22 protein-coding genes are annotated in these 24,284 nt (G+C 66.6%); 6 read left to right on the forward strand and 16 right to left on the reverse strand.

The window, feature by feature from the left end; all coding sequences use genetic code 11:
* Window positions 1-28: 28 nt before the first annotated feature.
* From J5M86_RS10770 to J5M86_RS10780, 3 genes are all read left to right on the forward strand, one after another.
* On the forward strand, window positions 29-2,590 hold the full coding sequence (locus tag J5M86_RS10770) for an FHA domain-containing protein (RefSeq protein WP_188059428.1): 2,562 nt from the start codon (window positions 29-31) through the stop codon (window positions 2,588-2,590).
* Window positions 2,591-2,663: 73 nt separating this feature from the next.
* Window positions 2,664-3,143 carry an SsrA-binding protein SmpB gene (gene smpB, locus J5M86_RS10775; protein WP_188059427.1) on the forward strand — a complete coding sequence of 160 codons (480 nt, stop codon included), beginning with the start codon at window positions 2,664-2,666 and terminating at the stop codon, window positions 3,141-3,143.
* A gap of 8 nt (window positions 3,144-3,151) precedes the next feature.
* Window positions 3,152-4,330 carry a sorbosone dehydrogenase family protein gene (locus J5M86_RS10780; RefSeq protein ID WP_188059426.1) on the forward strand — a complete coding sequence of 393 codons (1,179 nt, stop codon included), beginning with the start codon at window positions 3,152-3,154 and terminating at the stop codon, window positions 4,328-4,330.
* A 2-nt stretch (window positions 4,331-4,332) separates the two neighbouring features.
* On the opposite strand, the gene J5M86_RS10785 is transcribed toward J5M86_RS10780, so the two are convergent.
* The 12 genes from J5M86_RS10785 to J5M86_RS10840 all read right to left on the reverse strand — a co-directional run bounded on the left by J5M86_RS10785 (window position 4,333) and on the right by J5M86_RS10840 (window position 14,460).
* Window positions 4,333-5,580 carry an acyltransferase gene (locus J5M86_RS10785; RefSeq protein ID WP_188059425.1) on the reverse strand — a complete coding sequence of 416 codons (1,248 nt, stop codon included), beginning with the start codon at window positions 5,578-5,580 and terminating at the stop codon, window positions 4,333-4,335.
* A gap of 25 nt (window positions 5,581-5,605) precedes the next feature.
* Window positions 5,606-6,940 carry a peptidoglycan DD-metalloendopeptidase family protein gene (locus J5M86_RS10790; protein WP_188059424.1) on the reverse strand — a complete coding sequence of 445 codons (1,335 nt, stop codon included), beginning with the start codon at window positions 6,938-6,940 and terminating at the stop codon, window positions 5,606-5,608.
* Window positions 6,940-7,860, reverse strand: a complete 921-nt coding sequence (ftsX, locus tag J5M86_RS10795) for a permease-like cell division protein FtsX (protein WP_188059423.1) — start codon at window positions 7,858-7,860, stop codon at window positions 6,940-6,942. Before ftsX ends, J5M86_RS10790 begins: the two co-directional genes overlap by 1 nt.
* 2 nt (window positions 7,861-7,862) lie before the next feature.
* Complete coding sequence (ftsE, locus tag J5M86_RS10800; RefSeq protein ID WP_188059422.1) at window positions 7,863-8,579, reverse strand: cell division ATP-binding protein FtsE; 717 nt, start codon at window positions 8,577-8,579, stop codon at window positions 7,863-7,865.
* 156 nt (window positions 8,580-8,735) lie between these two features.
* The gene (prfB, locus tag J5M86_RS10805) at window positions 8,736-9,842 is read right to left on the reverse strand and encodes a peptide chain release factor 2 (protein WP_188059421.1); all 1,107 of its coding nucleotides are present in this window, start codon (window positions 9,840-9,842) and stop codon (window positions 8,736-8,738) included.
* A 60-nt stretch (window positions 9,843-9,902) separates the two neighbouring features.
* Window positions 9,903-10,382 (reverse strand): pilus assembly protein TadG-related protein, encoded by a 480-nt coding sequence (locus tag J5M86_RS10810; protein WP_188059420.1) that lies wholly within the window; start codon window positions 10,380-10,382, stop codon window positions 9,903-9,905.
* Window positions 10,379-10,810: a pilus assembly protein gene (locus J5M86_RS10815; protein WP_188059419.1), complete on the reverse strand. Its 432-nt coding sequence runs from the start codon at window positions 10,808-10,810 to the stop codon at window positions 10,379-10,381. The genes J5M86_RS10810 and J5M86_RS10815 overlap by 4 nt, the downstream gene beginning before the upstream one ends.
* Window positions 10,807-11,208 (reverse strand): TadE/TadG family type IV pilus assembly protein, encoded by a 402-nt coding sequence (locus J5M86_RS10820; RefSeq protein WP_244328324.1) that lies wholly within the window; start codon window positions 11,206-11,208, stop codon window positions 10,807-10,809. The genes J5M86_RS10815 and J5M86_RS10820 overlap by 4 nt, the downstream gene beginning before the upstream one ends.
* The gene (locus tag J5M86_RS10825; protein ID WP_188059417.1) at window positions 11,195-11,398 is read right to left on the reverse strand and encodes a hypothetical protein; all 204 of its coding nucleotides are present in this window, start codon (window positions 11,396-11,398) and stop codon (window positions 11,195-11,197) included. Before J5M86_RS10825 ends, J5M86_RS10820 begins: the two co-directional genes overlap by 14 nt.
* Before the next feature lie 55 nt (window positions 11,399-11,453).
* On the reverse strand, window positions 11,454-12,380 hold the full coding sequence (locus J5M86_RS10830) for a type II secretion system F family protein (protein WP_188059416.1): 927 nt from the start codon (window positions 12,378-12,380) through the stop codon (window positions 11,454-11,456).
* On the reverse strand, window positions 12,377-13,207 hold the full coding sequence (locus J5M86_RS10835; RefSeq protein WP_188059533.1) for a type II secretion system F family protein: 831 nt from the start codon (window positions 13,205-13,207) through the stop codon (window positions 12,377-12,379). The genes J5M86_RS10830 and J5M86_RS10835 overlap by 4 nt, the downstream gene beginning before the upstream one ends.
* A gap of 26 nt (window positions 13,208-13,233) precedes the next feature.
* Window positions 13,234-14,460: a CpaF family protein gene (locus J5M86_RS10840; RefSeq protein WP_188059415.1), complete on the reverse strand. Its 1,227-nt coding sequence runs from the start codon at window positions 14,458-14,460 to the stop codon at window positions 13,234-13,236.
* Between the two features lie 173 nt (window positions 14,461-14,633).
* On the opposite strand from J5M86_RS10840, the gene J5M86_RS10845 reads away from it, so the two are divergent.
* Window positions 14,634-18,683, forward strand: coding sequence for an FtsK/SpoIIIE domain-containing protein (locus J5M86_RS10845; RefSeq protein ID WP_188059414.1), 4,050 nt, complete (start codon window positions 14,634-14,636; stop codon window positions 18,681-18,683).
* A 15-nt stretch (window positions 18,684-18,698) separates the two neighbouring features.
* Here J5M86_RS10845 and J5M86_RS10850 read toward each other — a convergent pair whose 3' ends face one another.
* The 4 genes from J5M86_RS10850 to J5M86_RS10865 form a co-directional block, all read right to left on the reverse strand.
* Complete coding sequence (locus tag J5M86_RS10850; protein WP_188059413.1) at window positions 18,699-20,732, reverse strand: NADPH-dependent 2,4-dienoyl-CoA reductase; 2,034 nt, start codon at window positions 20,730-20,732, stop codon at window positions 18,699-18,701.
* A gap of 7 nt (window positions 20,733-20,739) precedes the next feature.
* Window positions 20,740-21,135, reverse strand: a complete 396-nt coding sequence (locus J5M86_RS10855) for a nuclear transport factor 2 family protein (protein ID WP_188059412.1) — start codon at window positions 21,133-21,135, stop codon at window positions 20,740-20,742.
* Window positions 21,132-21,668: a PadR family transcriptional regulator gene (locus tag J5M86_RS10860; protein ID WP_188059411.1), complete on the reverse strand. Its 537-nt coding sequence runs from the start codon at window positions 21,666-21,668 to the stop codon at window positions 21,132-21,134. The genes J5M86_RS10855 and J5M86_RS10860 overlap by 4 nt, the downstream gene beginning before the upstream one ends.
* 148 nt (window positions 21,669-21,816) lie before the next feature.
* On the reverse strand, window positions 21,817-22,524 hold the full coding sequence (locus tag J5M86_RS10865; RefSeq protein ID WP_208965013.1) for a general stress protein: 708 nt from the start codon (window positions 22,522-22,524) through the stop codon (window positions 21,817-21,819).
* Between the two features lie 100 nt (window positions 22,525-22,624).
* Here J5M86_RS10865 and J5M86_RS10870 point away from each other — a divergent pair, with 100 nt between their 5' ends.
* Complete coding sequence (locus J5M86_RS10870; protein ID WP_188059410.1) at window positions 22,625-23,443, forward strand: transglutaminase family protein; 819 nt, start codon at window positions 22,625-22,627, stop codon at window positions 23,441-23,443.
* Window positions 23,440-24,171 (forward strand): SDR family oxidoreductase, encoded by a 732-nt coding sequence (locus tag J5M86_RS10875; RefSeq protein ID WP_188059409.1) that lies wholly within the window; start codon window positions 23,440-23,442, stop codon window positions 24,169-24,171. The genes J5M86_RS10870 and J5M86_RS10875 overlap by 4 nt, the downstream gene beginning before the upstream one ends.
* The last annotated feature ends 113 nt before the right edge of the window (window positions 24,172-24,284 follow it).

The raw sequence follows: 24,284 nt of genomic DNA on the forward strand, positions 1-24,284 counted from the left end.
GGAGCAGGATGAGCAGGGGGACCGCCCGATGAACGACGTGCGCATCACTTACGCGGGAAACAACCGCAAGATCGCCACGAACCAGATACTGACGATCGGCCGAAGCCGCGACAACGACCTCATGGTCACCGATGCCGGTGCGTCCAGGCGGCATGCGCAGCTTCGCCGGGTGGGTGACCAGATCGAGGTGGTCGACCTCGGCTCGTCCAACGGCACCTTCGTCGACGGACGTCGGATCACCGCACCCACGCTCGTGGCACCGGGCGGGTCGATCCAGTTGGGCGGCACCGACGCGTCGCCGCTGGGAGTGGAGGTACGACAGCCGACCGGTGGCGCACAGCTGCCGCCTCAGTCCGGCCCGAGCGGCGGGGCAGCACTCCCGCATGCCGGACGTCCGACAGGACCGGCCGGCGCCGGCCCGAGCAGCGGCCACGGCCACCAGAGCGGGCCGCTCCCCAAGCGGCTCCCGGCGACCTCCTCGGTGCCGAAGGTGCCCTCCCACACCGGCGTCGTCTTCGACCGGTACGAGTTGCAGAATGCGATGCAGGCGGCCCCGGTCAGCCCGTCGGGCCACACCTCCGTGCAGGGCGCCGCACCCCAGGTGCTCGCCTCGGCGGGCGGACCCGGCGGCGGTCCGACTCCCGGCACGATGACCATCGGACGCGGTCTGGAGAACCAGGTCATCATCGATGACCTGCTCGCCTCCCGGCAGCACGCGCGGCTGGTGCCGAACGGTCATGGCTTCGACGTGCAGGATCTCGGCAGCCGTAACGGCACCTACATCAACGGTCAACGCATCGACCGCGGACGCTTGGGCGAGGGCGATCTGCTCGCCGTCGGCCACTCCCGTTTCACTGTGTTGCGCGGTCAGTTGGTCGCCAGCATCGACGAAGGTGATGTCAACTTCGTCGCCAACCACCTCACCTTCGAGCTGTCCGGCGGCAAGAAGCTGCTCGACGACATCTCGTTCGCGCTCGAGGGTTCGAGCCTGCTCGCGGTGATCGGTCCGTCCGGCGCCGGTAAGTCGACGCTGCTGAAGGCGCTCACCGGTTCGCAGCGGGCCACCCGCGGCGAGGTCTACTACGACGGTCGAGACCTCTACCAGAACTTCGACGACCTTCGTCATCGCATCGGTGTCGTGCCCCAGGACGACGTCGTCCACCGGCAGCTGACCGTCAAGCAGGCGCTGCGCTTCGCCGCCGAACTGCGTTTCCCCGACGATCTCGACAAGCACCTGCGTGACCAGCGGGTCGATGAGGTGATGGCCGAACTCGATCTCACCGCGCACGCCGGCACCCGCGTCGACAAGCTCTCCGGTGGTCAGCGCAAGCGCACCTCCGTGGCGCTGGAACTGCTGACCCGTCCCTCACTGCTCTTCCTGGACGAGCCGACCTCCGGGCTCGACCCGGGCCTGGACAAGCAGGTCATGCACACCCTGCGCGAGCTCGCTGACGGCGGCCGCACCGTCGTCGTCATCACCCACTCGGTGGCCAACCTCAACGTGTGCGACAAGGTGCTGCTGCTCGCACCGGGCGGCAAGGTGGCCTACTTCGGCCCGCCCGACCAGTTGTTGCCCTTCTTCGGGCTCTCCGACCACGCCGACGTCTTCACCTCGGTCGCGCGCGACCCCGAGGGTTCCAAGCAGCGTTTCAAAGCTTCCCCGCTGGAGGCGCAGCAGATCGAGGCTCCGCTGTCGGCACCGCGTCCGCCCGTGCCGCCGTTGGAGAAGCCGCCCAGGCAGCAGTCGATCCCCTCGCAGCTGTCGACCCTCGCGCGCCGACACCTGCAGGTGATCTTCGCCGACCGCGGCTACTCGGCGTTCATGCTGCTGCTTCCCGTGGCCCTGGCCGCGTTGGCCGTCGTGGTGCCCGGCGAGAACGGACTTGCCAAACCCGCACCAGGTGAACCCTTCAAGCTCAGCGAACCGCTGACGCTCCTGGTGGTGATCATCGTTGGGGCGCTCTTCATGGGGACGGCTGCGAGTATCCGCGAACTCGTCGGCGAGCGCGCCATCTTCACCCGGGAGAAGGCCGTGGGTCTGTCACCCTCTGCCTACCTGTGGGGCAAGCTGACCATCTTCGGGCTGCTGACCCTCGTCCAGTCGACGATCCTCGTCCTGCTCATCACGCTGGCCAAGAAGCCGCCCTCGGGCGCGGTCATGCTCGGTAGCGCCACGCTCGAACTCATCCTGGTCTGCTGGTTCACCGCGTTCTGCGCCGTCTCCCTCGGCCTGCTGATGTCGAGCTTCGTCAACACCTCCGAGCAGGTGATGCCGCTGCTGGTGGTGTCGATCATGGCGCAGCTGGTGTTGTGCGGCGGGCTCTTCGAGGTCTACGGACGTCCGGGTCTTGAGCAGTTGAGTTGGCTGACTCCGGGACGCTGGGGTTACGCCGCCGCGGTCTCCACCACCGATGTGGTGGGCATGCTGCCTCCCGGGCAGGCTTTCGATGCGGCGCGTGCGACGGTCGACGACCCGCTGTGGCAGCACTCCCCCGGCAAGTGGATGCTCTCGATGATCATGCTGCTGGTGCTCGCGGCACTGTTCGCAGTGCTGACCAAGTGGCGTCTGGCCCGCAAGACCAACGACTGACCGGTCGATCAACGACAGGCCCCATCGCGAAATGCGGTGGGGCCTGTCGCTGCCGCCACGTATCCTTGAGTTCATGCCCCGCGAAGCCGGCAAGAAGATCATTGCCAACAACAAGAAGGCGCGCCACGACTACCTCATCGAGGAGACGGTCGAGGCGGGCCTGGTGCTCATGGGCACCGAGGTGAAGAGCCTGCGCATGGGCCGGGCCAATCTCACCGACGGCTTCGCCAGCGAGCGGGGTGGCGAGCTGTGGCTGGAGAACGTCCACATCCCTGAGTACCTCCAAGGCACCTGGACCAACCACTCGGCCAAGCGGCGGCGCAAGCTGCTGATGCACCGGTCCGAGATCGACAAGTTGATCTCCAAGTCACGCGAGTCGGGCCACACGTTGATCCCGTTGTCGCTGTACTTCCTCGATGGACGCGCCAAGGTCGAGATCGGCCTCGCCAAGGGTAAGAAGCTGCACGACAAGCGCCAGGCTCTGCGCGAACGACAGGACAACCGCGAGGCGCAACGCGCGGTGTCCAACGCCTTCAAGCGCGGACGCAGGTAGGCCACCACATGTTCGCCCGCGTCGCAGCGGCCGCGCTGTGCGCCGGCCTGCTGGTGAGCGGGTGCTCCGGGGGCTCCTCGCCCGACAGCACCTCCGGCCCGTCCACCGCATCGACTGATGCCGTGCGATTGCAGGTCGAGACGATCGCGAGCGGGCTCACCAACCCGTGGGACATCGCTTTCCTGCCCAACGGCAAGGCTTTGGTCACGCAGCGTGATGGCGCCCTGACTCTCCTGTCCAGCTTGGCGCCCGGAGCACGCACCACACCCGTCGCGGCGTCGTTCGACGATCTGAACGCCCGTGGCGAGGGCGGTCTGATGGGCCTGACCCTCCTGCCCGATTTCCGCACTTCGCGCCGGTTCATCACCTGTCAGACCCATCAAAGCTCCGACATCCGGCTGGTGCTCTGGCGGCTGGAGCCCGGCGAGGCGACGGCCACTCGGATCCGAGATGTCGTCACCGGCTTGCCGGTCGCTTCAAGCGGACGCCACTCCGGCTGCCGCATGCTGATCGGGCCCGACAACATGCTGTACGTCGGCACCGGTGACGCGGCGAATGCCGCTGCGCCGCAAGACCGTACGAGCCTCGGTGGCAAGGTGTTACGCATCGATCCACGCACGTGGCAAGCACCTTCGGACAATCCGTTCGCCTCTTCGGGCAACCCGCGCGAGCAGTTGGTCTGGACCTACGGACATCGCAATGTGCAGGGTCTCGCGGTGCAGGCTGGACGCGTCTACTCCGCCGAGCACGGCCCCGACAAGAACGACGAACTCAACCTGCTGCGCAAGGGCGCGAATCACGGCTGGGATCCGAGACGCGGCGGGCAGGAGCGCGACTACGACGAGAGCGTGCCGATGACCGATCGGGAGCGCTTCCCGGACGCCGTCCCGGCGTTGTGGAGTTCGGGCGACATGACGGAAGCGATCTGCGCCGCCACCTTCGTGGAAGGCAGGCAATGGGGAGCGTGGGAGGGCGCCTTGGTGGTAACCGCGCTCAAGGGCGCCAAACTGATGGTCCTGACACTCGACGGGGCGGGGACGAAGGTGACCTCGGTGGCGGTGCCGCGAGCGGTCGCTGACAAATACGGCCGACTACGTGCTGCCCGCCAGGGCCCGGACGGCGCTCTCTACGTCACCACCAGCAACGGACAGGACGACAAGGTGCTGCGGATCCGCCCGGCTGACTGAGTTCAGCGGCGAGCGCTGGATTTTCCGGCAGCGACCGACTGTTCGGGCACGCGCTGCTGCGCCACCGCCATGGCCGACTGCTTCCGCCGACGGTGCAGGGCCTTCAACCGGCGCGCAAAGTTCATGATGCCGGCCCGAGCGGGGTTCTCCACCAGACGGTGCGCTCCCTCGGCGACTGCCACGAGGATCACCAGCGTGATCAGCAGGGCAGCCCAACCGCGCAGGCCGGGGGTGGTCTGGATCTGCTTGGCCGAGGTGAGGTGCCACAAGAACCATCGATGCGTCAGGTACAGCGCGTAGCTGGAGGCCCCGAGCACCACGAGCAAACGCGTGCTGAGGAAGCGGGCAAGCCAGCCGCGTCCGGAGGCGAGAGAGAAGATGCCGAGCATGAAGGGCAGCACGAAGAAGGCGCCGAATGATCCAGCCTTGACGGCACCACTGGTGGTGGAATGGAACATCCCCAGACCCAGGGTGTAGACCACGACGCCCGTCTGGATGACGCTGTGCAGACGGGTGGGCAGGCGCATGCTCTCGCCCAGCAGATGCGCCAGGGTCACGCCGCCGACGAAGACCGCGAGGTTGGGCAGCGGGTTGCGGTAGAGCCAGCGGTGGGCAGACCGGCCGTCCGTCGCCGGCAGGTCGGTCCAGCCCTTGAGGGTGAAGATGGCCCACAGCACCAGGCTGAACGCCGCGCATGCGCCGGCGATCAGCACCAAGCCCCGGGTGCGCCAACGCCATGCCGCCCGGGCGATCAGCGGCGCGATGAACGGGAAGAGGGCGTAGAAGAAGAGCTCGACGCCGATCGACCAACCCGGACCGTTGTAGTGGAACTGCGCGGTGGCGACATCATCGCCCCAGGTCTGGACGGCGAACAGGTGCTGGAGCAGCACCCAGGGCCGTTGCTGTTGACCCTCGGCGTAGTAGAAGAGCACCCACAGGACGATCATCACCCAGTAGAGCGGCATGACGCGGGCGATGCGGGCGAGGTAGAAGAGCACCGTTCGGCGGCCGTTGCGCGGCGACAGGTCGGGATAGTTGTACCCGAGCACCACCCCGGAGAGCAGGAAGAAGAGCGGGACGCCCATGTGTCCCCAACCGACCAGACGGTCGAAGGCGTCGGGCGCATTACGCGGGAGATGTGTGTGCGACAGCACCACCAGCAGCGCTGCAACCGCGCGAAGACCGGTGAGCGCCTTGAGTTCTGCCCGTTTGCGGTGCGGCCCTGGCGTCGGCTCGGTCGCTCTTCTCACCGGGCCACAATAAAGGCCCGACTAATCAGCGGAACCACTGCATCGGGTCAACCAACTGACCGTCGTTCAGGGTGCCGAAGTGCAGGTGGCAGCCGGTCGACCGGCCAGTGGTGCCCGAGTAGCCGATCAACTGCCCCTTGCTCACGGCTCCGCCGGTGACCACGAAGCGGGAGAGGTGGGCGTAGTGGGTGGCGAGGTTGACGCCGCGCACGAACCCGTGGTCGATCATGATGTAGTTGCCGGCCACCGGTTCGTAACTCGCGGTGATCACCTCACCCGCGGCCGAAGCGTAGATCGGCGTACCGCAGGCCATCGGGTAATCGACCCCGGCGTGCAGCAACCAGATGCCCAGCACCGGGTTGTTGCGCATGCCGAACGGGGAGATGATCTGGTTGATCGGCGCCGGCGGGTTGAGGAAGCCGTTGCCGTTGACCGGTGCCCGGGCCGTGCCGGCCGCCTCGTTGGCCCGCGGCACGGCCATCGCCGGCTTCTTGGCGGCCTTGGCGCGTGCGGCCGCACGCGCGATGAGGATCTTGCCGAGGCGCCTTGACTCACCCTTCTGCCACGCGAGGAGGTTGAGGTCGGCCCGCTTCTGCTTCTCCAGAGAGGCCTTCTGGTTGGACTGGGTGCGGCGTAGCGCGTCCAACCGGTTCTTGGCGGTCTGGGCATTGTTGCGCGCCGTCGTCGCGCTGGTGACAGCGTTACCGGCCTGCACCTTCAGCTGGGCCACGCGCCTGGTGGCAGCGCCGAGGCGGTTGACGGTGGCGGTCTTGGACGCCTTTTGGCCGGCCAGGGTGGTGAGCACGCCGTTCTGCTGGCGCATGATGATGTCGGCCATCGACATCGTGTTGGCGGGATCCTTCTTGCTCATCAGGATCTGCAGCGTGAGGTCGAAGGTGCCGAGGCCGCCGGTCATGTAACTCTGCCGCGCAACGCCGCCGACCAGCTTCTTGGTGCGCTGTTGGGCGGTGTTGATGTTGGTGAGGTCGGTGCGGCTGCGCGACTCGTCGCCCTGGGCGATCTTCAACTGGCTGTTCACGCTGGCCAGATTGTTGTTGGCCGTGGTCAGCTGGCTGTTCTTGGCCTTCAAGTCGTTGCCGGCGGTGACCAGTTGGGCGTCGGTCTTGGCCAATGCATTGACCGCGTTGCGCAACTGCGTGCTCACGGCGTCGAGGTCGCCCTGGGTGGTGACGATCTGCTTGTCGATCTTGTCCTTCTGCTTCGCCGGATCGTCGGCGACGGCGTGCGCGGCCCCGGGGAGGAACATGATCGCTACCGTCGCCATCGCCCCACGGCGCATGAGCATGTTCAACGGTCCGCGGCTGTCACTCACGCCGTCCACGCCTTTCGAAACCTTCATCAGACCCGCACCTGCCTGCGGAGACTGAACCACGAAACGATGATGGACAACACCACTGCGCCACCCACCAACCAGGGTACGACCATCAACACTTCGGAGGAGCCGATCAGTGCAATCACGTCGCCTCCCCGCTCACCGGCATTGAACAGGTCGGCCACACCCTTCTCCACCATGAGCCAGAGCACCCCGCTGGCCAGCACGGCGCCGACCAGGGCTGCCAACAGCACCTCGACGATGAACGGCAGATAGATCGTGGTCGCCGACGCGCCGACCAGGCGCATGATCTCCACCTGTCGGCGTCTGGAGAAGGCCACCTGCCGCACCGTCGTACTGATGAGCAGCACCGAGCACACCACCATGAGGGCCGCGAGGCCGACCGCGCCGACGCTGAGCACATGGAGCAGCTTGAAGAAGGTCTCCAGCACCTTGCGCTGGTCACTGATCGCCTCGACTCCCGGTGATCCGTCGATCGCTGCGACCACCTCGTCGTAGCGGTTGGGGTCGGAGAGCTTCACCCGGAACGATCCGGGCATCGAGTCTGGCGAGACGTCGCTGAGATACGGACTGTTCTTGAACTGCTGCTTGAAGCGGGCGTACGCCTGCTCCGGGCTCTCGTAGTGGATCTCCTGCACCAACGGCTTCAGGCTCTCCAGGTCGCGTTTGACCTGATCGCGCTGCGCCGGGGTGGCGATGCCGTCGACGCAGGACACCACGGCCGTGGAGTCCTTGGTGCACAGGAAGATCGACACCTCGACCTTGTCGTACCAGTAGCCCTTGGCGAGCGTCACCTGTTTCTGGGCGAGCAGACCGAGGCCGAGGAAGAACATCGAGATCATCGTGACCAGCACGACGGAGATGATCATCGCCATGTTGCGGCGGATGCCGCCGGCGATCTCACCGAGCATGAAACGAAGACGCACGATCAGTCCACCGTCCGTCCGCGCTTGACGGGTTCGTCCGACACGTAGCTGCCGAGCTGTTCGTCGCGTACCAGTTCGCCCTTGCGCAGTTCGATGACGCGCTTGCGGAAGAGGTCGACGATGCGCTCGTCGTGCGTGGCGACCACCACGGTGGTGCCGGCCTTGTTGATGCGCTCGAGCACCTTGACGATCTCGGTGCTGGTGTCGGGGTCGAGGTTGCCCGTGGGTTCGTCGGCGAGCAGGATCTGCGGCTGCTTGACCATCGCTCGCGCGATCGCGACGCGCTGCTGCTCACCACCGGATAGTTCGTGTGGACGACGACGGGCCAGGCCTTCGAGCGAGACGAGTTCGAGCACCTCGGGCACCATCTGCTTGATGCGATGCCGTTTGGTGCCGAGCACCTGGAGCGCGAACGCGACATTCTGGTAGACGTTCTTGTTCTCCAACAGGCGGAAGTCCTGGAAGACCACACCGATGTCGCGCCGCAGCGCCGGCACGTGCCGGTTCGGCAGGGTGCGCAAGTCGCGACCGGCCACCAGGATGGTGCCGGACGAGGGAGTGAGCTGGCGGGTGATCAGTTGCAGCAGCGTCGATTTGCCCGATCCGGAGGTGCCGATGAGGAAGGCGAAATCACCGCGTCCGACGTCGACGGAGATGTCTCGCAGGGCAGGTTCGTCCTGGCCCGCGTAGCGCTTGCTGACGTTCTCGAAAGTGATCATGCGGGAATCGAGCAGAGCCTCACGTCGGTCGAATGAGCCGCCCGGCGTGGGCATGCAGCCAGCCGGGCGCTGCAACCGTACGACGCAGTAGCAACGGGCCGTCGGAAGGCACGCCGACGACCGCCAAACTCGCGGCCGGTGGCACTCGGCAGCTCGTCAGTCCTTCTCGCCGGTGCGCTTCCAGCGGATGCCCGCCTCGATGAAGGCGTCGATGTCGCCGTCGAAGACTGCCGAGGGGTTTCCGGTCTCGTGCTCGGTGCGAAGGTCCTTGACCATTTGGTAGGGGTTCAGGACGTAGGAGCGCATCTGGTCGCCCCAGCTCGCGGTGGAGTCGCCCGCCAGTTCCTTGCGCTGGGCGGCCTCTTCCTGACGCTTCAGCAGCAGCAGGCGCGACTGCATGACGCGCAGCGCGGCGGCGCGGTTCTGGATCTGGCTCTTCTCGTTCTGCATCGACACCACGGTGCCGGTCGGGATGTGGGTCATGCGCACCGCGGAGTCGGTGGTGTTGACGCTCTGACCGCCCGGACCGCTGGAGCGGAAGACGTCGATCTTCAAGTCGTTCTCGGGGATCTCGATCGAGTCGGTCTGCTCGATCAGCGGGATCACCTCGACCGCGGCGAAGCTGGTCTGCCGGCGGCCCTGGTTGTCGAAGGGGCTGATGCGCACCAGACGGTGGGTGCCGGCCTCGACGGCCATGTGGCCGTAGGCGTAGGGCTCGTTGACCTCGAAGGTGGCCGATTTCAGGCCGGCTTCTTCGGCGTAGGAGGTGTCCATCACCTTGGTGGAGTAGCCGTGGCGCTCGGCCCAGCGCAGGTACATCCGCATGAGCATCTCGGCGAAATCGGCGGCGTCGACGCCACCGGCGCCGGCGCGGATGGTGACGACTGCCTCACGCTGGTCCCACTCACCGTTGAGCAGGGTGCGCACCTCGAGCTCGCCCACGGCCTTCTGCAGCGAGACGAGTTCGCGCCCGGCTTCGGCGAGGGTGTCGGCGTCGTTCTCCTCGGCGGCCATCTCGACCAGCACTTCGACATCGTCGATACGGCTGTCCATCGTCTCGATGCGCTCGACCTCGGCGTTGGCACGCGAGAGTGCGCTGGTCACCTGCTGCGCCTTCTCGGGGTCGTCCCACAGGTCGGGTGCGGCCGACTGCTGCTCCAGATCGGCGATCTGGGTGCGCAGAGCATCGAGGTCGGTGACGCCGCGCACCGAATCCATCGTCGCGCGCAGGTCTTTCAGTTCCGCAGTGAAATCAACAGCCACAAGGCGCAACCCTACGCCAGTCGGCGCCCGGCCTCAGCCGAGAATCCTTTGCACCGCGCATCACTGCGCCACGCTGGAGCGGGCTCGCGACTCAACCGTCACCGACACTTCCGATCCGAGGAACGACAGGAAGCCGCCGGTGATCGGCGGACGCACCAGTGCCTGCACCCGCACGACCGCAGTGTCGCGTCCGGATGTCGACCCCTGCACCACCTGCCACGCCTGCACATTCGTTGGCACCTGCTGGCGCGCAAGGCTGCTGCTCGCCGCCTGAGTTACCCCGCCGTCGGTGAGAGGTACGCGTTCAGCCAGGCCGCCGCGGTAGAGCGCGTCCTTGTCGACACTGTCAGCCGCGGTCAGGGCAGCCGAGTCGGCTGCGTTGAGCACGCGCATCTTGGCCAACTGGATGGCCGTAACGTCGATGGCCCCGACCACGAGCAGTCCGAGCACTGCGAAGAGCCCGGCAGCCAGGATGAGGATGCGCCCGTCCTCGCGCTCGGTCTTACCCGTGCTGAGACGGCGCCGCAACCAAGCCCTCATGAGCGGTACTTGCCGACGGTCTCGACGTGCGTGCTGGTCAGACGCACCGAGGTCGGCACCACCGCGCCGAGGAAGTCGGGCACGAGTGGCAACTCGACGTCGACCGCCGTCTCGACCCGCACCGTGGCCCCACGGGTCAGGCAGGGCGAGGCACTACAGGTCACGGCGGTGGTGCCGGACGAACCGTGATCGGCGAACACCAGCTCTGCGCCCGAGCGGGCCCGTGCATGAGCAGATCCGTCGTCCTGGGCAGTGACGAACATGCGGCCGCCTTCGCGCGCAGCACCCGACACCGCATACGCACCCGCTTGCAGGCGAGCCATGGTGATCACCAGGTAGAAGACCGGCAGCGTGAGCAGCATCCCAACCACGAGAAATTCCAGGACGGCGCTGCCACCTTCGCGATCCGCCCGGCGCAGCCTCCTCATTGCGCCTCCGAATACGCACGTCCGGACACCTGCAACGAGCCGGACGGTCCGAACGGACCGAGCACCGGCACCTGGGCACGCACGCGCACCGTCACCACGCGCGCACCGCCTTGAACGGTCTCCGACGCCGTGACGTCGTCGGCATAGCCCTTCGGCAGCGCATCCCGGATCAGGAGCCGGGTGCGCTCGGCGCCCGCTTCCGGGGTGGAGTCGGCACGGGCCCCGTACCGAGCGCCCTCCACTGCATAGGCCGTCAGCGAGTTGCGCACGAAGAGCGCGAAACCCACCTGGAAGGCGCCGAGAAAGACCACCACGAGCAACGCACCGACCATGGCGAATTCCGCGACGGCACTGCCCCGCTCACGATCGCGCCGTTGCTCGTGGTCACTTACCGCCACTGACGCCGTGGATTGCATTGTCGAAGAGACTGGTCAGCTGGGGCTGGGCGAACTGCCAGAGCGCGGTCACCAGGCCGGCGGTCATCAAGGTGATCAGCACCCAGCCCGGCACATCTCCTCGTTCACGGTCGGTCGTTGCCTCGATCAGGCGACGGTGCAACTGGCGATTCACATTTCGCAGGACGGTCATGGTGTTCCTCCCTTTCAGCAGCACGAAGCTGCATTTCCTTGGTGCACAATGCAATTCACATCGTGAGTCGGAGCGCCGCGAGGCCGGGCCAGACGGCGAACAAGATGGTCACGGGCAGGACGAGAAAGACCACCGGCACCATCATCGCCAGCTCCCGTCGTCCGCCCAGTTCGATGAGTTCCTGCTTCGCGGCGTCCCGCGCGTCCTGGGCCTGGGCTCGCATCACATCTGCCAGCGGGGTTCCTCGCTCCAGGGCGACGACGATGCCGTCGACGAAGCGCGCCAGGCTTGCGAGGCCGGTGCGATCAGCAAGGCCCTGCAGGGCTTCGGGCAGGCTGGCCCCCGCACGTGCGTCGATCAGACACCGGCTGAGTTCGCCGGCGAGCTCACCCTTGGACAGCCGTGCGACGCGCTCCAGAGCAGCGGCAGCTCCCTCACCGGCCGTCACCGCGAGCGCCAACAGTTCCGCCACGGCGGGGAACTCCGCCAAGATCTGACGGTCGCGTTTTTCAGCGGCCCTGGTAAGCAGTTGGTCGCGCAGCACCACCCCGCCGCCCGCCGCGATCAGGACGAGCAGCACAGCAGTCAGCGGGGATTGGTTGCCTGCCGCCACTCGCATCGACACCCACAGGGTGGCGGCGAGGGCAGCGATACAGCCGTACAGCGCTTGTTCGGCACGGAAGTCCTCCAGGCTGGAGCGACTACCGGCCCGTTCGAGCCGTCTGTTCACGGATGCGCTGCCGCCCAAGACGGAGTCGACGATCGACCCGATACGGCGCAGCACCATCGTGCCGGCGCGACCGCCCCGCGCATCGGACGGGCCGAGATATTTGGAGGGTCGCGGGGCTTGGGCCACGTAGGGCTCGATGCAGTCGGCAAGGCTGGGTGTGCGTCGCGCGGGCAGTCGTTGCCAGACCAGCGCAAGACCGAGAGCGGCCACCAGACCGCACAACGCTCCGAGCCACCCGAGATCGACGTTCACGCCATCACCCGCACTTCTGCCGGAAGGCGGCCGATGCGCCGCATCAGCCGATAGGCGAGGAACGAGACGCCGCCGCCGATCACCAACACCGCCACACCGGTCGGACTGCTGTAGGCGCGAAGGCTGTCACCACGCGTGGCGAGCATCAGGAGCACCAGCCAGGGCGCCACGAGCGCCAGTCGGGCGGCGTTGACCGTCCACGACTGCCGGGCTTCGAGCTCGGCACGCGTGCGCGCGTCGTCGCGCAGGAAGGTGGACAGTGTGCGCAGCAGCCGTCCCAAGTCAGTACCGCCGACCTCGCGCGCCAAGCGCAGCGATTCGATGAGGCGGTCGGCCACAGGGTCGGCGAGCCGTGCCTTCAGGTCGTCCAGGCACCCCTGGAAATCACCGGTCGTGCGGTAGTCGTGGGCGAAGCCGGCGAAGGCCGGCCGCAACTCCTCCGGGCCGCGAATTGCCAACTGGGCCAACGCTTCCGGCAGTGCCAACCCGGCTCGAACCGCCGAGGAGATGTGGTCGACCGCGTCGGGCCACAACTCCCGCCGGTTGTGGCGCCGACGCTGTGCCCGACCACGCACCCAGGCGACAGGGGCATAACCGGCGAGAGCCGCGAAGCAGAGGGCCACGGGAGCGACACCGGTGGCTGCCATCGCGACGAGGAAAACGAAGGACGCGCATCCGAAGCAGCCGAGCAGAAGTGTTCGGACGGTGAAGCCACGAATGTCCGAGAGCGCGAGGTCGGCTCGTAGTCGATCGGTCGCGGTCTCCCGAGAACGCACAGGGCGTTCGATCCGCGGCCAGAAGGACCAGTAGATGCAGAAGACGCCCATTCCCAGGAGCGCACTGACCACGGCGATCACAGCCGATCTCCCAGCAGTCGCGCCACGTCGAATCCGGCGCGGGCAAAGCGTTCCTGGTGCGGTGGGAAGCCGTCGCCACGTTCGAGCCGTCCATCACGATTGACGAAGAGCTCGGCCAGTTCAATGACACTGCCTTCGAATCGTCCGGGCACCGCTGCGATCTCGCGAACGCCGCGTTTGCCGTCGCGTTCGAGGCCGACGTGGACGATGAGATCGATGGAGGAGGCAACGGTCGGCATGACGAACTGCGACCCGACATTCGGCCCGGCCAGCAGCGGCAGAGTGCACATCTTCACCAGTGCTTCGCGGGCGGAGTTGGCGTGCAGGCTTGCCATGCCGGGTAAGCCGCTGTTCATCGCGATGAGCAGGTCGAGGCTCTCCTCCTGGCGCACTTCGCCGACGATGATGCGGGAAGGCCGCATTCGGAGGGCTTCCTTGACCAGCCGCCGCAGCGGGATCTCACCGGTGCCTTCAAGGCTGGGCTGGCGACACTGCAATGCGGCCCAGTCGCGCAGATTGAGCTTGAGCTCGAAGACCTCTTCGCACGACACGACGCGCTCGGTCGGCGGAATCGCGGCGGCAAGGCAGTTCAACATCGTTGTTTTGCCCGCCTGCGTGCCGCCGGTCACCATGATGTTGAGGCCACTCACGACGGCCGCGCGCAGGAAGGCTGCCGCCGGGGCCGTAAGCGATCCCATGGTGACCAGGTCTTCGAGCGAGTGCGCCCGGGCGACGAATTTACGGATGTTGACGTACCAACGTCCGGGCGTGACATCGGGGATCGCGACGTGGAGCCGGCTCCCATCGGGGAGGGTGGCGTCGACGAAGGGCGAGCTGAGGTCGACGCGCCTGCCGGAAGGCTTCAGCATGCGCTCGACGAGGTTGCGCACCTCCTGCTCCGTCAGGATGGTCGGGGTCAGTTCGGCGACTCCCTGCCGAGCCACGAAGACCCGGCTCGGTTCGTTCAGCCAGATCTCCTCGACCGTCGGATCGTCGAGATATTGCTGCAGCGCACCGAAGCCGAGCACTGAGTCGAGCACGCTGCGGGTGGCCACATCGGCGTCACCGAGCGGCTCGAGGCCACCGTGCAGCGTGCGCTCCTCGTAGTCGCGTACGACGTCCTGCACCAACGAGTGGAGAGTGACCCGATCCCCCACCGGGTCAAGTCTGCGGCGCCGGATGAGTTCACGCACCTCACCCTCGATCACCTGAATGCTGTTCATTCCATGCCTTCCCTGCAACTGCCTGCCATATAACGCGGCGTTTCAGGGGAATTGGCGCCTCATCCACAAGCTTTGCCTGTCTTTGGAGCGTTCTTGACCAAGGCTTTACCGTCTGCGCGCTTATCCACAGCCATCCCGCCAGAACAGCGCGTTGCGGCTCATACTCCGCATCCATGAGAACGCCCCATCGGATGTCGATCACTTTCACCGTCGTGCCTGACACGATCGGTGGTTCGTACGACATCAGCGTCAGTGCTCCGACGGACACACCGTGGAAGCACGTGCGCGCCCAGCTTCACCGGCACGGCTACCAGGTTCCGGACGCGCTCTACGTGGGCCGCCATCGCGTGACCGAGGCCGATCGGTTCGACCGGTTCCAGAACGGGTGCGTACTCGCCCCGCAGATGAGTCGCGATGAGCAGCATGAACTCCTCCTGCTGGAATGCCGACACGGTCCCCACGTCGGGCTGTCGACACCAATCACTGCACGCGCGGCCACCCTCGGTCGGGGTGTGGAGTCGACCTTGCAGGTCGACGACCCCGACATGTCGCGACGCCACTGCCAGGTGCGTCTTGCCTCGGGACGTGTCGTGGTCAGCGATCTCGGGTCGACCAACGGCACGCAGATCGCTGACCAGCCGGTGCCCGGCGACGCCGAGATGGAGTTGCGGTCAACACATGGATTAAAGGTGGGCAACTCACTTTTCGCGTTGACCAGGCTCAGCTGCGCACGTCCACCAGCGCGGGCCGGCTGGATCGAGGTGACCCGTCCGCCCACTCGTTTGCGACCACCGGCACTGCTACGGCTCGACCGGCCACGAAAGCCTGGCCGCAGCTCCCACCGTTCCCTGCCATGGCTGATCACCCTGCTGCCACTGATCCTGGGCGTCGCGCTGGCGTGGTGGATGCAGGCAATGATGTTTCTCGCCTTCGCCGTCTTCAGCCCGGTGATGATGGCCGCTCAACATCTGAGCGACCGCCGGGACGGAAAACGCAGCAAGAAGGAGAGCGCCGCAGACCATGCTGCTGCCGTGCGCCGCCATGAGCAACGGGTGCGCGACGCGCTGCGCACCGAGCGCCTCGTGCGCGAACGTGCAGCGCCGCCGCTGATCGACGCCCTCCACGTCATTGCCACTGCCGGGCCCAACCTGTGGCATCGTCACCCGGCCGAGCACGGCTTCGCCCAGTGGCGCGTAGGGACGGGTTCGATCAATTCCCGAGTGGTGGTGAGTGGCTCCGATGAGCACGAGCGGCCCGCCGTCCTCGATCATGCGCCTGTCGTGCTCGACCTGGGCGAGGACCGGGTGATCGGAGTGGTCGGCCCATCCGATGTCGCCCTTCCGGCCTTGGAGAGCCTGCTGATCCAGCTCGCGGCCTGGCACTCTCCGCAACGCCTACGGGTGGCTGTCATCGGCGAGCTGCCCGTCGATTGGGCTCCCCACCTGGCCTGGATGCCTCACCTGCGAACAGCGGGCGGACTTGATCACTTCCACGCCGCGGACGCAGAAGGAATTGCTGAGTTCGTACGTCGCTTGCCGCACGACGACGATCGTGAACAACCGGTCACCACGATCCTGGTGATCGCCGATCCTGCCGTCCTTCGTCAGGCGGGTTCGCTGTCTTCCGTGCTCGAGCACCCCGGCCACTACGGCGCCGCCATCGTCGGCCTGGCGCCCGACGCCAGGAGCCTCCCCGACCGCTGCCATCCCATCGTCCACTTCAGTTCAGCGGTGCACGCCGAGCTCGTCGGTGACACGACAACGTGCCTGGTCCCTGACCTGCCGGCATCCGGGGTGATGGCGCGAGCGATGCGTGGCCTCGCCGCTTTGCGCGACGGATCGACCGACTCGGCCGCGGCACTTCCGCATGCGGTCGACCTGGCGACCGCTTGGCGCGAGGCCACCGGCGCGGAGCTGCTGGACATCTCTTCCGTGCGGCATCGGTGGCAGGAGCACAAACGTGGCTCTGCTCGGGCGGTGTTGGGCCACAACGGTTCTCACTCCGTCGAGGTCGATCTCCTCACCGATGGTCCGCACCTGCTCATCGCCGGCACCACCGGAGCCGGCAAGTCCGAAATGCTGCAGGCGCTCGTCGCCTCGCTCGCGGCCGGCGCTCCCCCGGACTCGCTCAACTTCATCCTGATCGACTACAAGGGCGGATCTGCGTTCCGCGAGTGCGCGCAGTTGCCGCACACGGTGGGGATGGTGACCGATCTCGACGGCCACCTCACCGCCCGTGCGCTCAGCTCACTCGGAGCCGAGATCCATCGGCGCGAGCGCTTGATGGCGCAGGCCGGGGCCAGCGATCTGGACGACTACCACCGCGACACCGATGCGCCCACGATTCCTCGGCTCGTCCTGGTGATCGATGAATTCCGTGTGCTCTCAGAAGAATTGCCCGACTTCATCGATGGCCTCGTGCGGCTGGCGACGGTCGGACGCTCGCTGGGCGTGCATCTCGTGCTCGCCACGCAGCGTCCCGCGGGTGTGGTGTCTGCCGACATCCGGGCGAACGTGAACCTTCGCATTGCCCTTCGGGTGCGGGACGAGGGTGACTCCCACGACGTCATCGAGGCTGCCGACGCCGCCCGGCTCTCGGCGTCGACCCCGGGTCGGGCCTACATGCGCTCCGGCGGCACCGAACTCCAGCTCTTCCAGACAGCGCGGGTGAGTGTGCCGCCGCAGGAGCCGGAGGCGATCGTGATCGACGATCAGTCAGCGCACGGGCCCGACAGCGTCTCACCCACCGTCCTCGAATCTCTCGTGGTGGTCCTCCACGAAGCGACGCAGCAGTGTGGAGTGGAGGTGCCTGGCGCTCCGTGGCTGCAGCCTCTACCCACCGAGGTGCCCAGCCTTTCGGAGACTGAAGCCTCGGTGTGCGTGTCAGGGGTGGCAACGAGCGGGTATCGCTTCGGTCTCGCGGACCGCCCAGTCAGTCAGGACCAACCCGTCATTGTCTGGGCGCCCGAACACGACCACCATCTCGCCTTCATCGGTGGCTCGCGAAGTGGCCGCAGTCATGCACTGCGACAGATCCTGGAGGCGGCGCTCAGCGACGGCGACCGCTTCGTGCACGCCTATCTGATCGATTTCGACGCCGGCCTCAATGGCCTGCGTGACTGGCCGGCCGTCGGATCCTATGTTGACGCCGACGAGCCGCGACGCATCGAACAACTGCTCGACTGGCTCACCGACGAGATCAAGCGTCGTCGGCGCATGCCTGCCCAGGAGACATCACCGCAACCACGGATCGTCGTTGCGATCGATGGCTGGGATGCCCTGGCTGAACTGACCGATCAGTCGCACTTCCGCATTCTCGATCTGATGAATGCGCTGCTGCGGGAGGCGACGTCGGTCGACATCCACGTGCTCGCGACCGGTGGACGCGGCTTGATGACCAGCCGGTCATTGCCGCTGTTCGCCAGTCAGATCGTCCTGGCCATGGCTGATCGTGACGACATCGCCACGCTGGGGGTGCCGCGAGCGGCAATCCCGGAGCACATGCCCGCCGGGCGCGGTCTCATCCTGCCTGACGGTCTGGAAGTGCAGGTCGCTGACGTCACCGGTCAGGCGCCGTCGCCGCCTGCCGTCCTACCGCGACGGATCGACGCGATTCCCGACGTCATTGCAGCCGGCTCCCTGACCCGCAGGGGTGACTGCGTCGTGCTCGGCACCGGCACGGAAGGCACTGTGCATTTGGCCGACACCACGTCGGCCTCGCTGGTCGGCCTGATCTGCGGTCGGCCCCGTAGCGGGCGCACCAACACCCTGCGGCTGCTGGCCGAGCAACTCCACGATCGACCGGTGTGCTGGGTTTCACCCGATCGACGTACCTCATTGCCCCACAACGTGGTCCAACCCGGCAACGGTGACGAGCTCGGCCAATGGTTGGCCGCCCAGCCGTCGGGTGCCGTGCTGATCGACGACGTGCCGTCCATCCTCGGCTCGGATGTCGAGGATCTCCTGGCGATGCACGCCGGCAACGCGGCAAGCACAGGTGCACTCGTGCTCGCCACGGCGACACCATCGGAGATCGCCGGCAACTACAGCGGCCTGATCGGCGAGTTACGCCGTCGGGGCACCGGCGTCCTGCTCATGCCGGGCCAACACGACGGTGAAGCGCTCGGCGTGCGTTGCCCGACGCTCGACCGTTCCCGTCCCGGCAACGGCTTTCTCGTGCGGGACGGGGAACTCATCGAGCTTCAGGTGGCGCTGGTCGAGTGAACGACGCCGTCGCGATCAGATGCGGGCGGCGAGTTCAGTGGCCTGCTTGATCGCGCGCTTGGCGTCTAGTTCGGCTGCGACATCAGCGCCACCGATCACATGCACCGGCTTACCGAGCACCTCTCCCAGCGAAGCGAGTTCACGCACAGACTCCTGGCCGGTGCACAGCACGACGGTGTCGACGGCGATCACCTTGGCCTCGCGGCCAGCGTTCTCGTCCTTCGGGTCGACGGGGACGCTGATGTGCAGGCCTTCATCGTCCACCCGCAAGTACTCCGCGCCGCCGATGAACTCCACCCCGGAGTCCTTGAGCGTCTGCCGGTGCACCCAGCCGGAGGTCTTGCCCAGCCCCTTGCCGTGCGCAGTCGCCTTGCGCTGCAACAGGATCACCTTCCGACGAGGGGTCTGCTTCACCTTCTGTGCCAACCCGCCGCGCTCCGTCTCCGGATCGGTGACACCCCAGCGCTGCATCCAGTGCTCCACCGACTCCCCCGGTTCGTGCAGCAAGAATTCGCTGATGTCGAAACCGATGCCACCGGCGCCGACGACCGCGACGGTCTCCCCGACGGGTGCGCCTTCTCCCACCACCTGCTGATAGGTCAGCACCTTCGGGTGATCGATGCCCTCGATGGCGGGCACCCGCGGCTCGACCCCGGTGGCGATGACCACCTCGTCGAACTCCGCCAGGTCATCAGCACTGGCGCGAACACCCAAGTGCTGCTTCACGTTTCGCAGGTCGAGCATGTGCTCGTAGTAGCGGAGCGTCTCGACGAACTCCTCCTTGCCCGGGATCTTCGCGGCCAGCTTGAACTGGCCCCCGATCTCCGGCGCCGCCTCGAAGAGCTCCACCCGGTGTCCACGACCGGCGAGTTCGACCGCTGCCGCCAGGCCCGCAGGGCCGGCACCGACCACGGCCACGTGCTTGGCGGTGCGAGTGGGCAGCAACACCAACTCGGTCTCGTGGGCCGACCGCGGGTTGAGCATGCAGGTGGCGCGCTTGTTGGCGAAAGTGTGATCGAGGCAGGCCTGATTGCACGCGATGCAGGTGATGATCTCCCGCTCACGGCCTTCTGCGGCCTTGACGACGAACTCTGCATCGGCGAGCAACGGCCGGGCCATCGACACCAGGTCAGCCTGGCCGGACGCCAGGATCTGCTCGGCCAGCTCCGGACGGTTGATCCGGTTGGAGGCGATCACCGGCACGCTCACCTCCTGCTTCAGCTTGGCGGTGGTCCAGGTGAAGGCTCCCCGCGGCACTGAGGTCACGATCGTGGGAATGCGTGCCTCGTGCCAGCCGATGCCGGTGTTGAAGAGCGTGACTCCGGCGTCCTGCAGGAGCAGGGCCAGTTCGACGGTTTCCTCCCAGGTCTGTGCGTTGTCGACGAGGTCGAGCAGACTCATGCGGTATTGCACGATGAAGTCGTCACCCACGAGTTCCCTCGTGCGGCGGATGATCTCGACCGGGAAGCGCATGCGCTTGCTGGCCGAGCCGCCCCAGGCGTCCGTGCGGTTGTTGGTGCGGGCGGCGATCATCTGGTTGATCAGATAGCCCTCAGAACCCATGATCTCGACGCCGTCGTAGCCGGCGTCCTTGGCGAGCTTCGCCGCGCGCGCGAAGTCAGAAACCGTGCGCTCGACCGCTCGCGTCGACAACGCCCGCGGCTTGAACTTGCTGATCGGTGATTTCTTGTCAGATGCACCCACCGCGAGCGGGTGGAAGGCGTACCGGCCGGCGTGCAGCACCTGCAGCAGGATCTTGCCGTCGTGTTCGTGCACCGCGTCGGTCACCGCGTGGTGGCGACGAGACTGCAGTGTGTTGGTCATCTCGCTACCCAACGGGCTCAGCCAGCCGCGCTTGTTGGGGGCGTATCCGCCGGTGACGATCAGACCCACACCGCCCTTGGCGCGTTCGGCGAAGAAGGCCGCGAGCTTGGGGATGTCCTTGGCGCGGTCTTCGAGCTTGGTGTGCATCGAACCCATCACCACGCGGTTGCGCAGCGTGGTGTGCCCGAGGTCGAGTGGGCTGAGCAGGGTGGGGAAATCGGTCATCGTCGTCTCAGGCCTTCGTCTCGGCGGCCGCTTCGGCCAGGATCTGTTCGAACTGTGCACCCATTGCCTCGGCGAGTGCGTTGGCGCCCTTCAGCGGACGCACCATCACCATGAATTCGGTGATCAGCCCGTCGTCGTCGACGGTGATGAAGTCGCAGCCGTTGACTTCCACCTCACCGACCATGGCCCGGAAGACCAACGCGCTGTGGTGGCCCTCGACGATCTCGCGCTCGTAACGGAAGTCGGTGAAGACCCGCCAAGCACCGCGCAGGATCGCCGCCGTGACCGCCTTGCCCTGGTAGGGCTTGAAGGCCACCGGGCTGACGAACACCGCGTCATCGGCCAGCAACTCTCCGACGCCGCTGAGGTCATTCGCCTCGACCATCTCGCGGAACTCTTTCATCGTGCCTCCAAGGTGTGGGCGATTTCGTCGCACCATTCGATTCCGTTGCGTTCCAACCGAATACCGCCGCGCAGAGCGAGGTAAGGGCCGAGTTGTTCGTCGGCAAGGTCTGCCGGACTGGGGAAGAACTTCTGCGCGCTCTCCTCGTAGGCGAGCAGCCGCTGCTCATGCTCAGCACGCCGTGCCGCGACAGCTTCGAATACGAGGGAGCGATCGAGCAGATGCAGTGCCCGCAGCTTCACGGTGAACTCGCTGCGGACGTGTTCGGGCGGTGTCGGAACAGCCAACCAGCGCGCCAGTTCCTCGTGCCCGGCGTCAGTGATCTCGTAGACCTTCTTGTCAGGACGGCTCCCTTGGGGGATTACCTGTGCCGACACCCACTGGTCGGCCTCCATCCGAGCCAACACCTTGTAGATCTGCTGGTGGCTCGCCCGCCAGAAGTGACCGATGGAGGCATCGAAACGGCGCGCCAGGTCGTAGCCACTGGCCGAGCGTTCGGCCAGGGAGATCAGGATCGCGTGTTCGAGCGCCACGTGCGGAAACGTACTATGCAACTCCATGCGCTGCAACTAGTTGCATAGTGCGCCCGGGTGCAGCGACAAGCACCAGGCGCGGCAGCGTGGAGCTGCCGCGCCTGTCGAGAACTGCTCGGTCCGGGGAGGTCTACCTCGAGAGGGAGTCTTAGTTTCCGTCCGACTCCGGCGAACGTTGGCCGTAACGAGGCGGCTCGGGCTGCTGCGGCTCGCTGGTGCCGGGCTGACCGTACTGCGGCGACTGAGCACCGTGGTACGTCTGCGGGTTGGAACCGGCTGGTGCCTGCTGGCCGTACTGCGACGACTGCTGCGCCTCGCTGTAGGTGCGCTGCGGACCGCTGGGTGCTGCCTCGTGCGGCGGCGCTGCGTCACCGTTCATCTGGCCGAGCAACTCACGAGCCTGCTGCACGCTCTTGTGCTCCACGAGCACCTCGTACCTGGTGGCCACAACCTGGGAGACCGAGGTGAAGTCACGGCGTCCGCGGGTGGCGGCGTAGCCGATCGCGGCCCAGAAGGCTCCGAAGATGGCGCCGAGAAAGATCGTGGAGATGATCACGTTGAGGCCGTTCTCGTTGGAGAACAACGTGAAGATCAACCCGACGAAGGCACCCAGCCAGGCGCCGGACGCGAGGCCGCCGACCAGCACGCGTCCCCAGTTGAGCCGGCCGGTGATGCGCTCGATCTGCTTCAGGTCGGTGCCGACGATCATGCACTGCTCCACCGGGAAGTGGTGGTCGGACAGATAGTCGACGGTGCGCTGGGCCGCCGCGTACTCGCTGAACGTGCCGAGGGACATCGGGAAGTCGAGGTGCAACGTGGGAAGTTGCGGTTGGGGGCGCATACCGGGGGTGCTCATGGCCGCCATTGTCTCATTCCGCGCGGCGGTCATCGATCCATCGAACCCGCTGGGAGTCCTACAGTGGAGCGTCTCGACAAACCACCCTTCTAGGAGCCTCGTGGCCACTCGCACGCTCAAGCTCGGCTGCACGTTCCGCTACTCGTCGTTGGCTCCGACCGCCGCGGTGTTCCAGGTGGCTGCGCAGCCCACCGAGGAAATCCAGATCCTTGATGAGACCTGGTCGGTGACCGGCGATCTCCCGCTGCACCATTTCCGCGATCTGTACGCAAATCCGTGCACCCGTTTCACCCTTCCGGTGGGCGTCACCACATTGACCTATGGTGCCCGGGCGATCATCCCCGACGTCTTCGACACCTGGGACGAATCCGCCCCCGAAATCCCGCCCACCGAACTGCCGGACGACGTCCTCGTCTACACCCTCACCAGCCGTTACTGCCAGTCCGACCTGCTGGCCGGGCAGGCGTGGCGACGCTTCGGTGGGATGACGCCGGGCTACTCCCGGGTGCAGGCGGTCAACACCTTCGTCCACGACTGGCTGCGCTACACGACCGGCTCGACGAACGCGACCGCCACCGCGATGGACGCCTTCGCCACCGGCGTCGGAGTGTGCCGCGACTACGCGCACCTGATGATCACCTTCTGCCGGGCGCTGAACATCCCGGCCCGCTATGTGCATGGTTATGTCACCGACATGGACGCCTACTCCCCCGGCACCCCGATGGACTTCCACGCCTGGACGCAGGTCTGGCTCGGCGACCGGTGGTGGGATTTCGACCCGCGCTGGAACAGCCCACGAAAGGGTCGCATCGTCATCGGCACCGGCCGTGACGCTGCGGACGTGGCGATGGTGACCACCTACGGCAACCCATGGCTGCAGCTCATGACGGTCACTGCCGAAGAGGACCTCGACCAATGACCCGCCCTGTCGTGCTCGTCACCGGAGCCACCCGCGGCATCGGCGCCGCGATCTGCGATGCGCTCGCACCCGATCACGAGTTGGTCATCGGCGGACGCGACAAGGCCGCCGTCGAAGCTGCCTGCGCGCGTTACGACGCGGCCCGCCCGTTCATCGTCGATCTTGCCGACGAGGCTGCAACGAACGGCGCGGTCGAGGCACTGCAGCTCGATCGACTGGACGCTCTGGTGCACTCGGCCGGTGTCGCGGGCGGCAGCACCACCGCAGAATCGACCCGGTCGATCTGGCGGAACATGTTGGAAATCAACGTGATCGCCGTTTCAGACCTCACCCGACTCCTCCTTGCTCCGCTGCGCGCGGCGGATGGCACCGTGGTGATGATCAACTCCGGCTCCGGCCTGCGCGCAAGTGGCACAGGCGGTCACTACCCGGCGTCCAAGTTCGCTCTCACCGCGCTGACCGACGTGTTGCGCGAAGAACTCCGCCCCGACGGCATCCGCGTGTGCTCTGTGCACCCCGGACGCGTCGACACCGACATGCAGCGCGAACTCCAGGAGTCGATGGGTCGCGCCTACGACCCGCTGGAGTTCCTGCGACCGGAGTCGATCGCGACGGCCGTGCGCACGGCGATCGCCGCGACCCCGGACGCCACTTACGAGACGATCTCGGTGCGCCCCGGACCCGCGGCCACCAACCAGGCGGCCCGCAACGACGCCCGCACCACCTGAACCTCGCGTTGGTTGAGCGGATCGACCCCACCGCTGTTGAGCCAATCGACCCCCACCGCTGGTTGAGCCGGGAAGCTGAGGAACGAAGCTTCCCGCGTCGAAACCCGAAAAAT

Source organism: Yimella sp. cx-51 (assembly GCF_017654605.1).
In the GTDB taxonomy this organism is placed as follows: Bacteria; Actinomycetota; Actinomycetes; order Actinomycetales; family Dermatophilaceae; genus Yimella.

Coding starts and splice junctions, on each gene's coding strand:
- J5M86_RS10770 (WP_188059428.1), top strand. CDS start 29: ATGAACGACGTGCGCATCACTTACGCGGGAAACAACCGCAAGATCGCC.
- smpB (WP_188059427.1), top strand. CDS start 2,664: ATGCCCCGCGAAGCCGGCAAGAAGATCATTGCCAACAACAAGAAGGCG.
- J5M86_RS10780 (WP_188059426.1), top strand. CDS start 3,152: ATGTTCGCCCGCGTCGCAGCGGCCGCGCTGTGCGCCGGCCTGCTGGTG.
- J5M86_RS10790 (WP_188059424.1), bottom strand. CDS start 6,940: ATGAAGGTTTCGAAAGGCGTGGACGGCGTGAGTGACAGCCGCGGACCG.
- ftsE (WP_188059422.1), bottom strand. CDS start 8,579: ATGATCACTTTCGAGAACGTCAGCAAGCGCTACGCGGGCCAGGACGAA.
- J5M86_RS10810 (WP_188059420.1), bottom strand. CDS start 10,382: ATGAGGGCTTGGTTGCGGCGCCGTCTCAGCACGGGTAAGACCGAGCGC.
- J5M86_RS10815 (WP_188059419.1), bottom strand. CDS start 10,810: ATGAGGAGGCTGCGCCGGGCGGATCGCGAAGGTGGCAGCGCCGTCCTG.
- J5M86_RS10825 (WP_188059417.1), bottom strand. CDS start 11,398: ATGACCGTCCTGCGAAATGTGAATCGCCAGTTGCACCGTCGCCTGATC.
- J5M86_RS10835 (WP_188059533.1), bottom strand. CDS start 13,207: ATGGGCGTCTTCTGCATCTACTGGTCCTTCTGGCCGCGGATCGAACGC.
- J5M86_RS10840 (WP_188059415.1), bottom strand. CDS start 14,460: ATGAACAGCATTCAGGTGATCGAGGGTGAGGTGCGTGAACTCATCCGG.
- J5M86_RS10845 (WP_188059414.1), top strand. CDS start 14,634: ATGAGAACGCCCCATCGGATGTCGATCACTTTCACCGTCGTGCCTGAC.
- J5M86_RS10850 (WP_188059413.1), bottom strand. CDS start 20,732: ATGACCGATTTCCCCACCCTGCTCAGCCCACTCGACCTCGGGCACACC.
- J5M86_RS10855 (WP_188059412.1), bottom strand. CDS start 21,135: ATGAAAGAGTTCCGCGAGATGGTCGAGGCGAATGACCTCAGCGGCGTC.
- J5M86_RS10865 (WP_208965013.1), bottom strand. CDS start 22,524: ATGAGCACCCCCGGTATGCGCCCCCAACCGCAACTTCCCACGTTGCAC.
- J5M86_RS10875 (WP_188059409.1), top strand. CDS start 23,440: ATGACCCGCCCTGTCGTGCTCGTCACCGGAGCCACCCGCGGCATCGGC.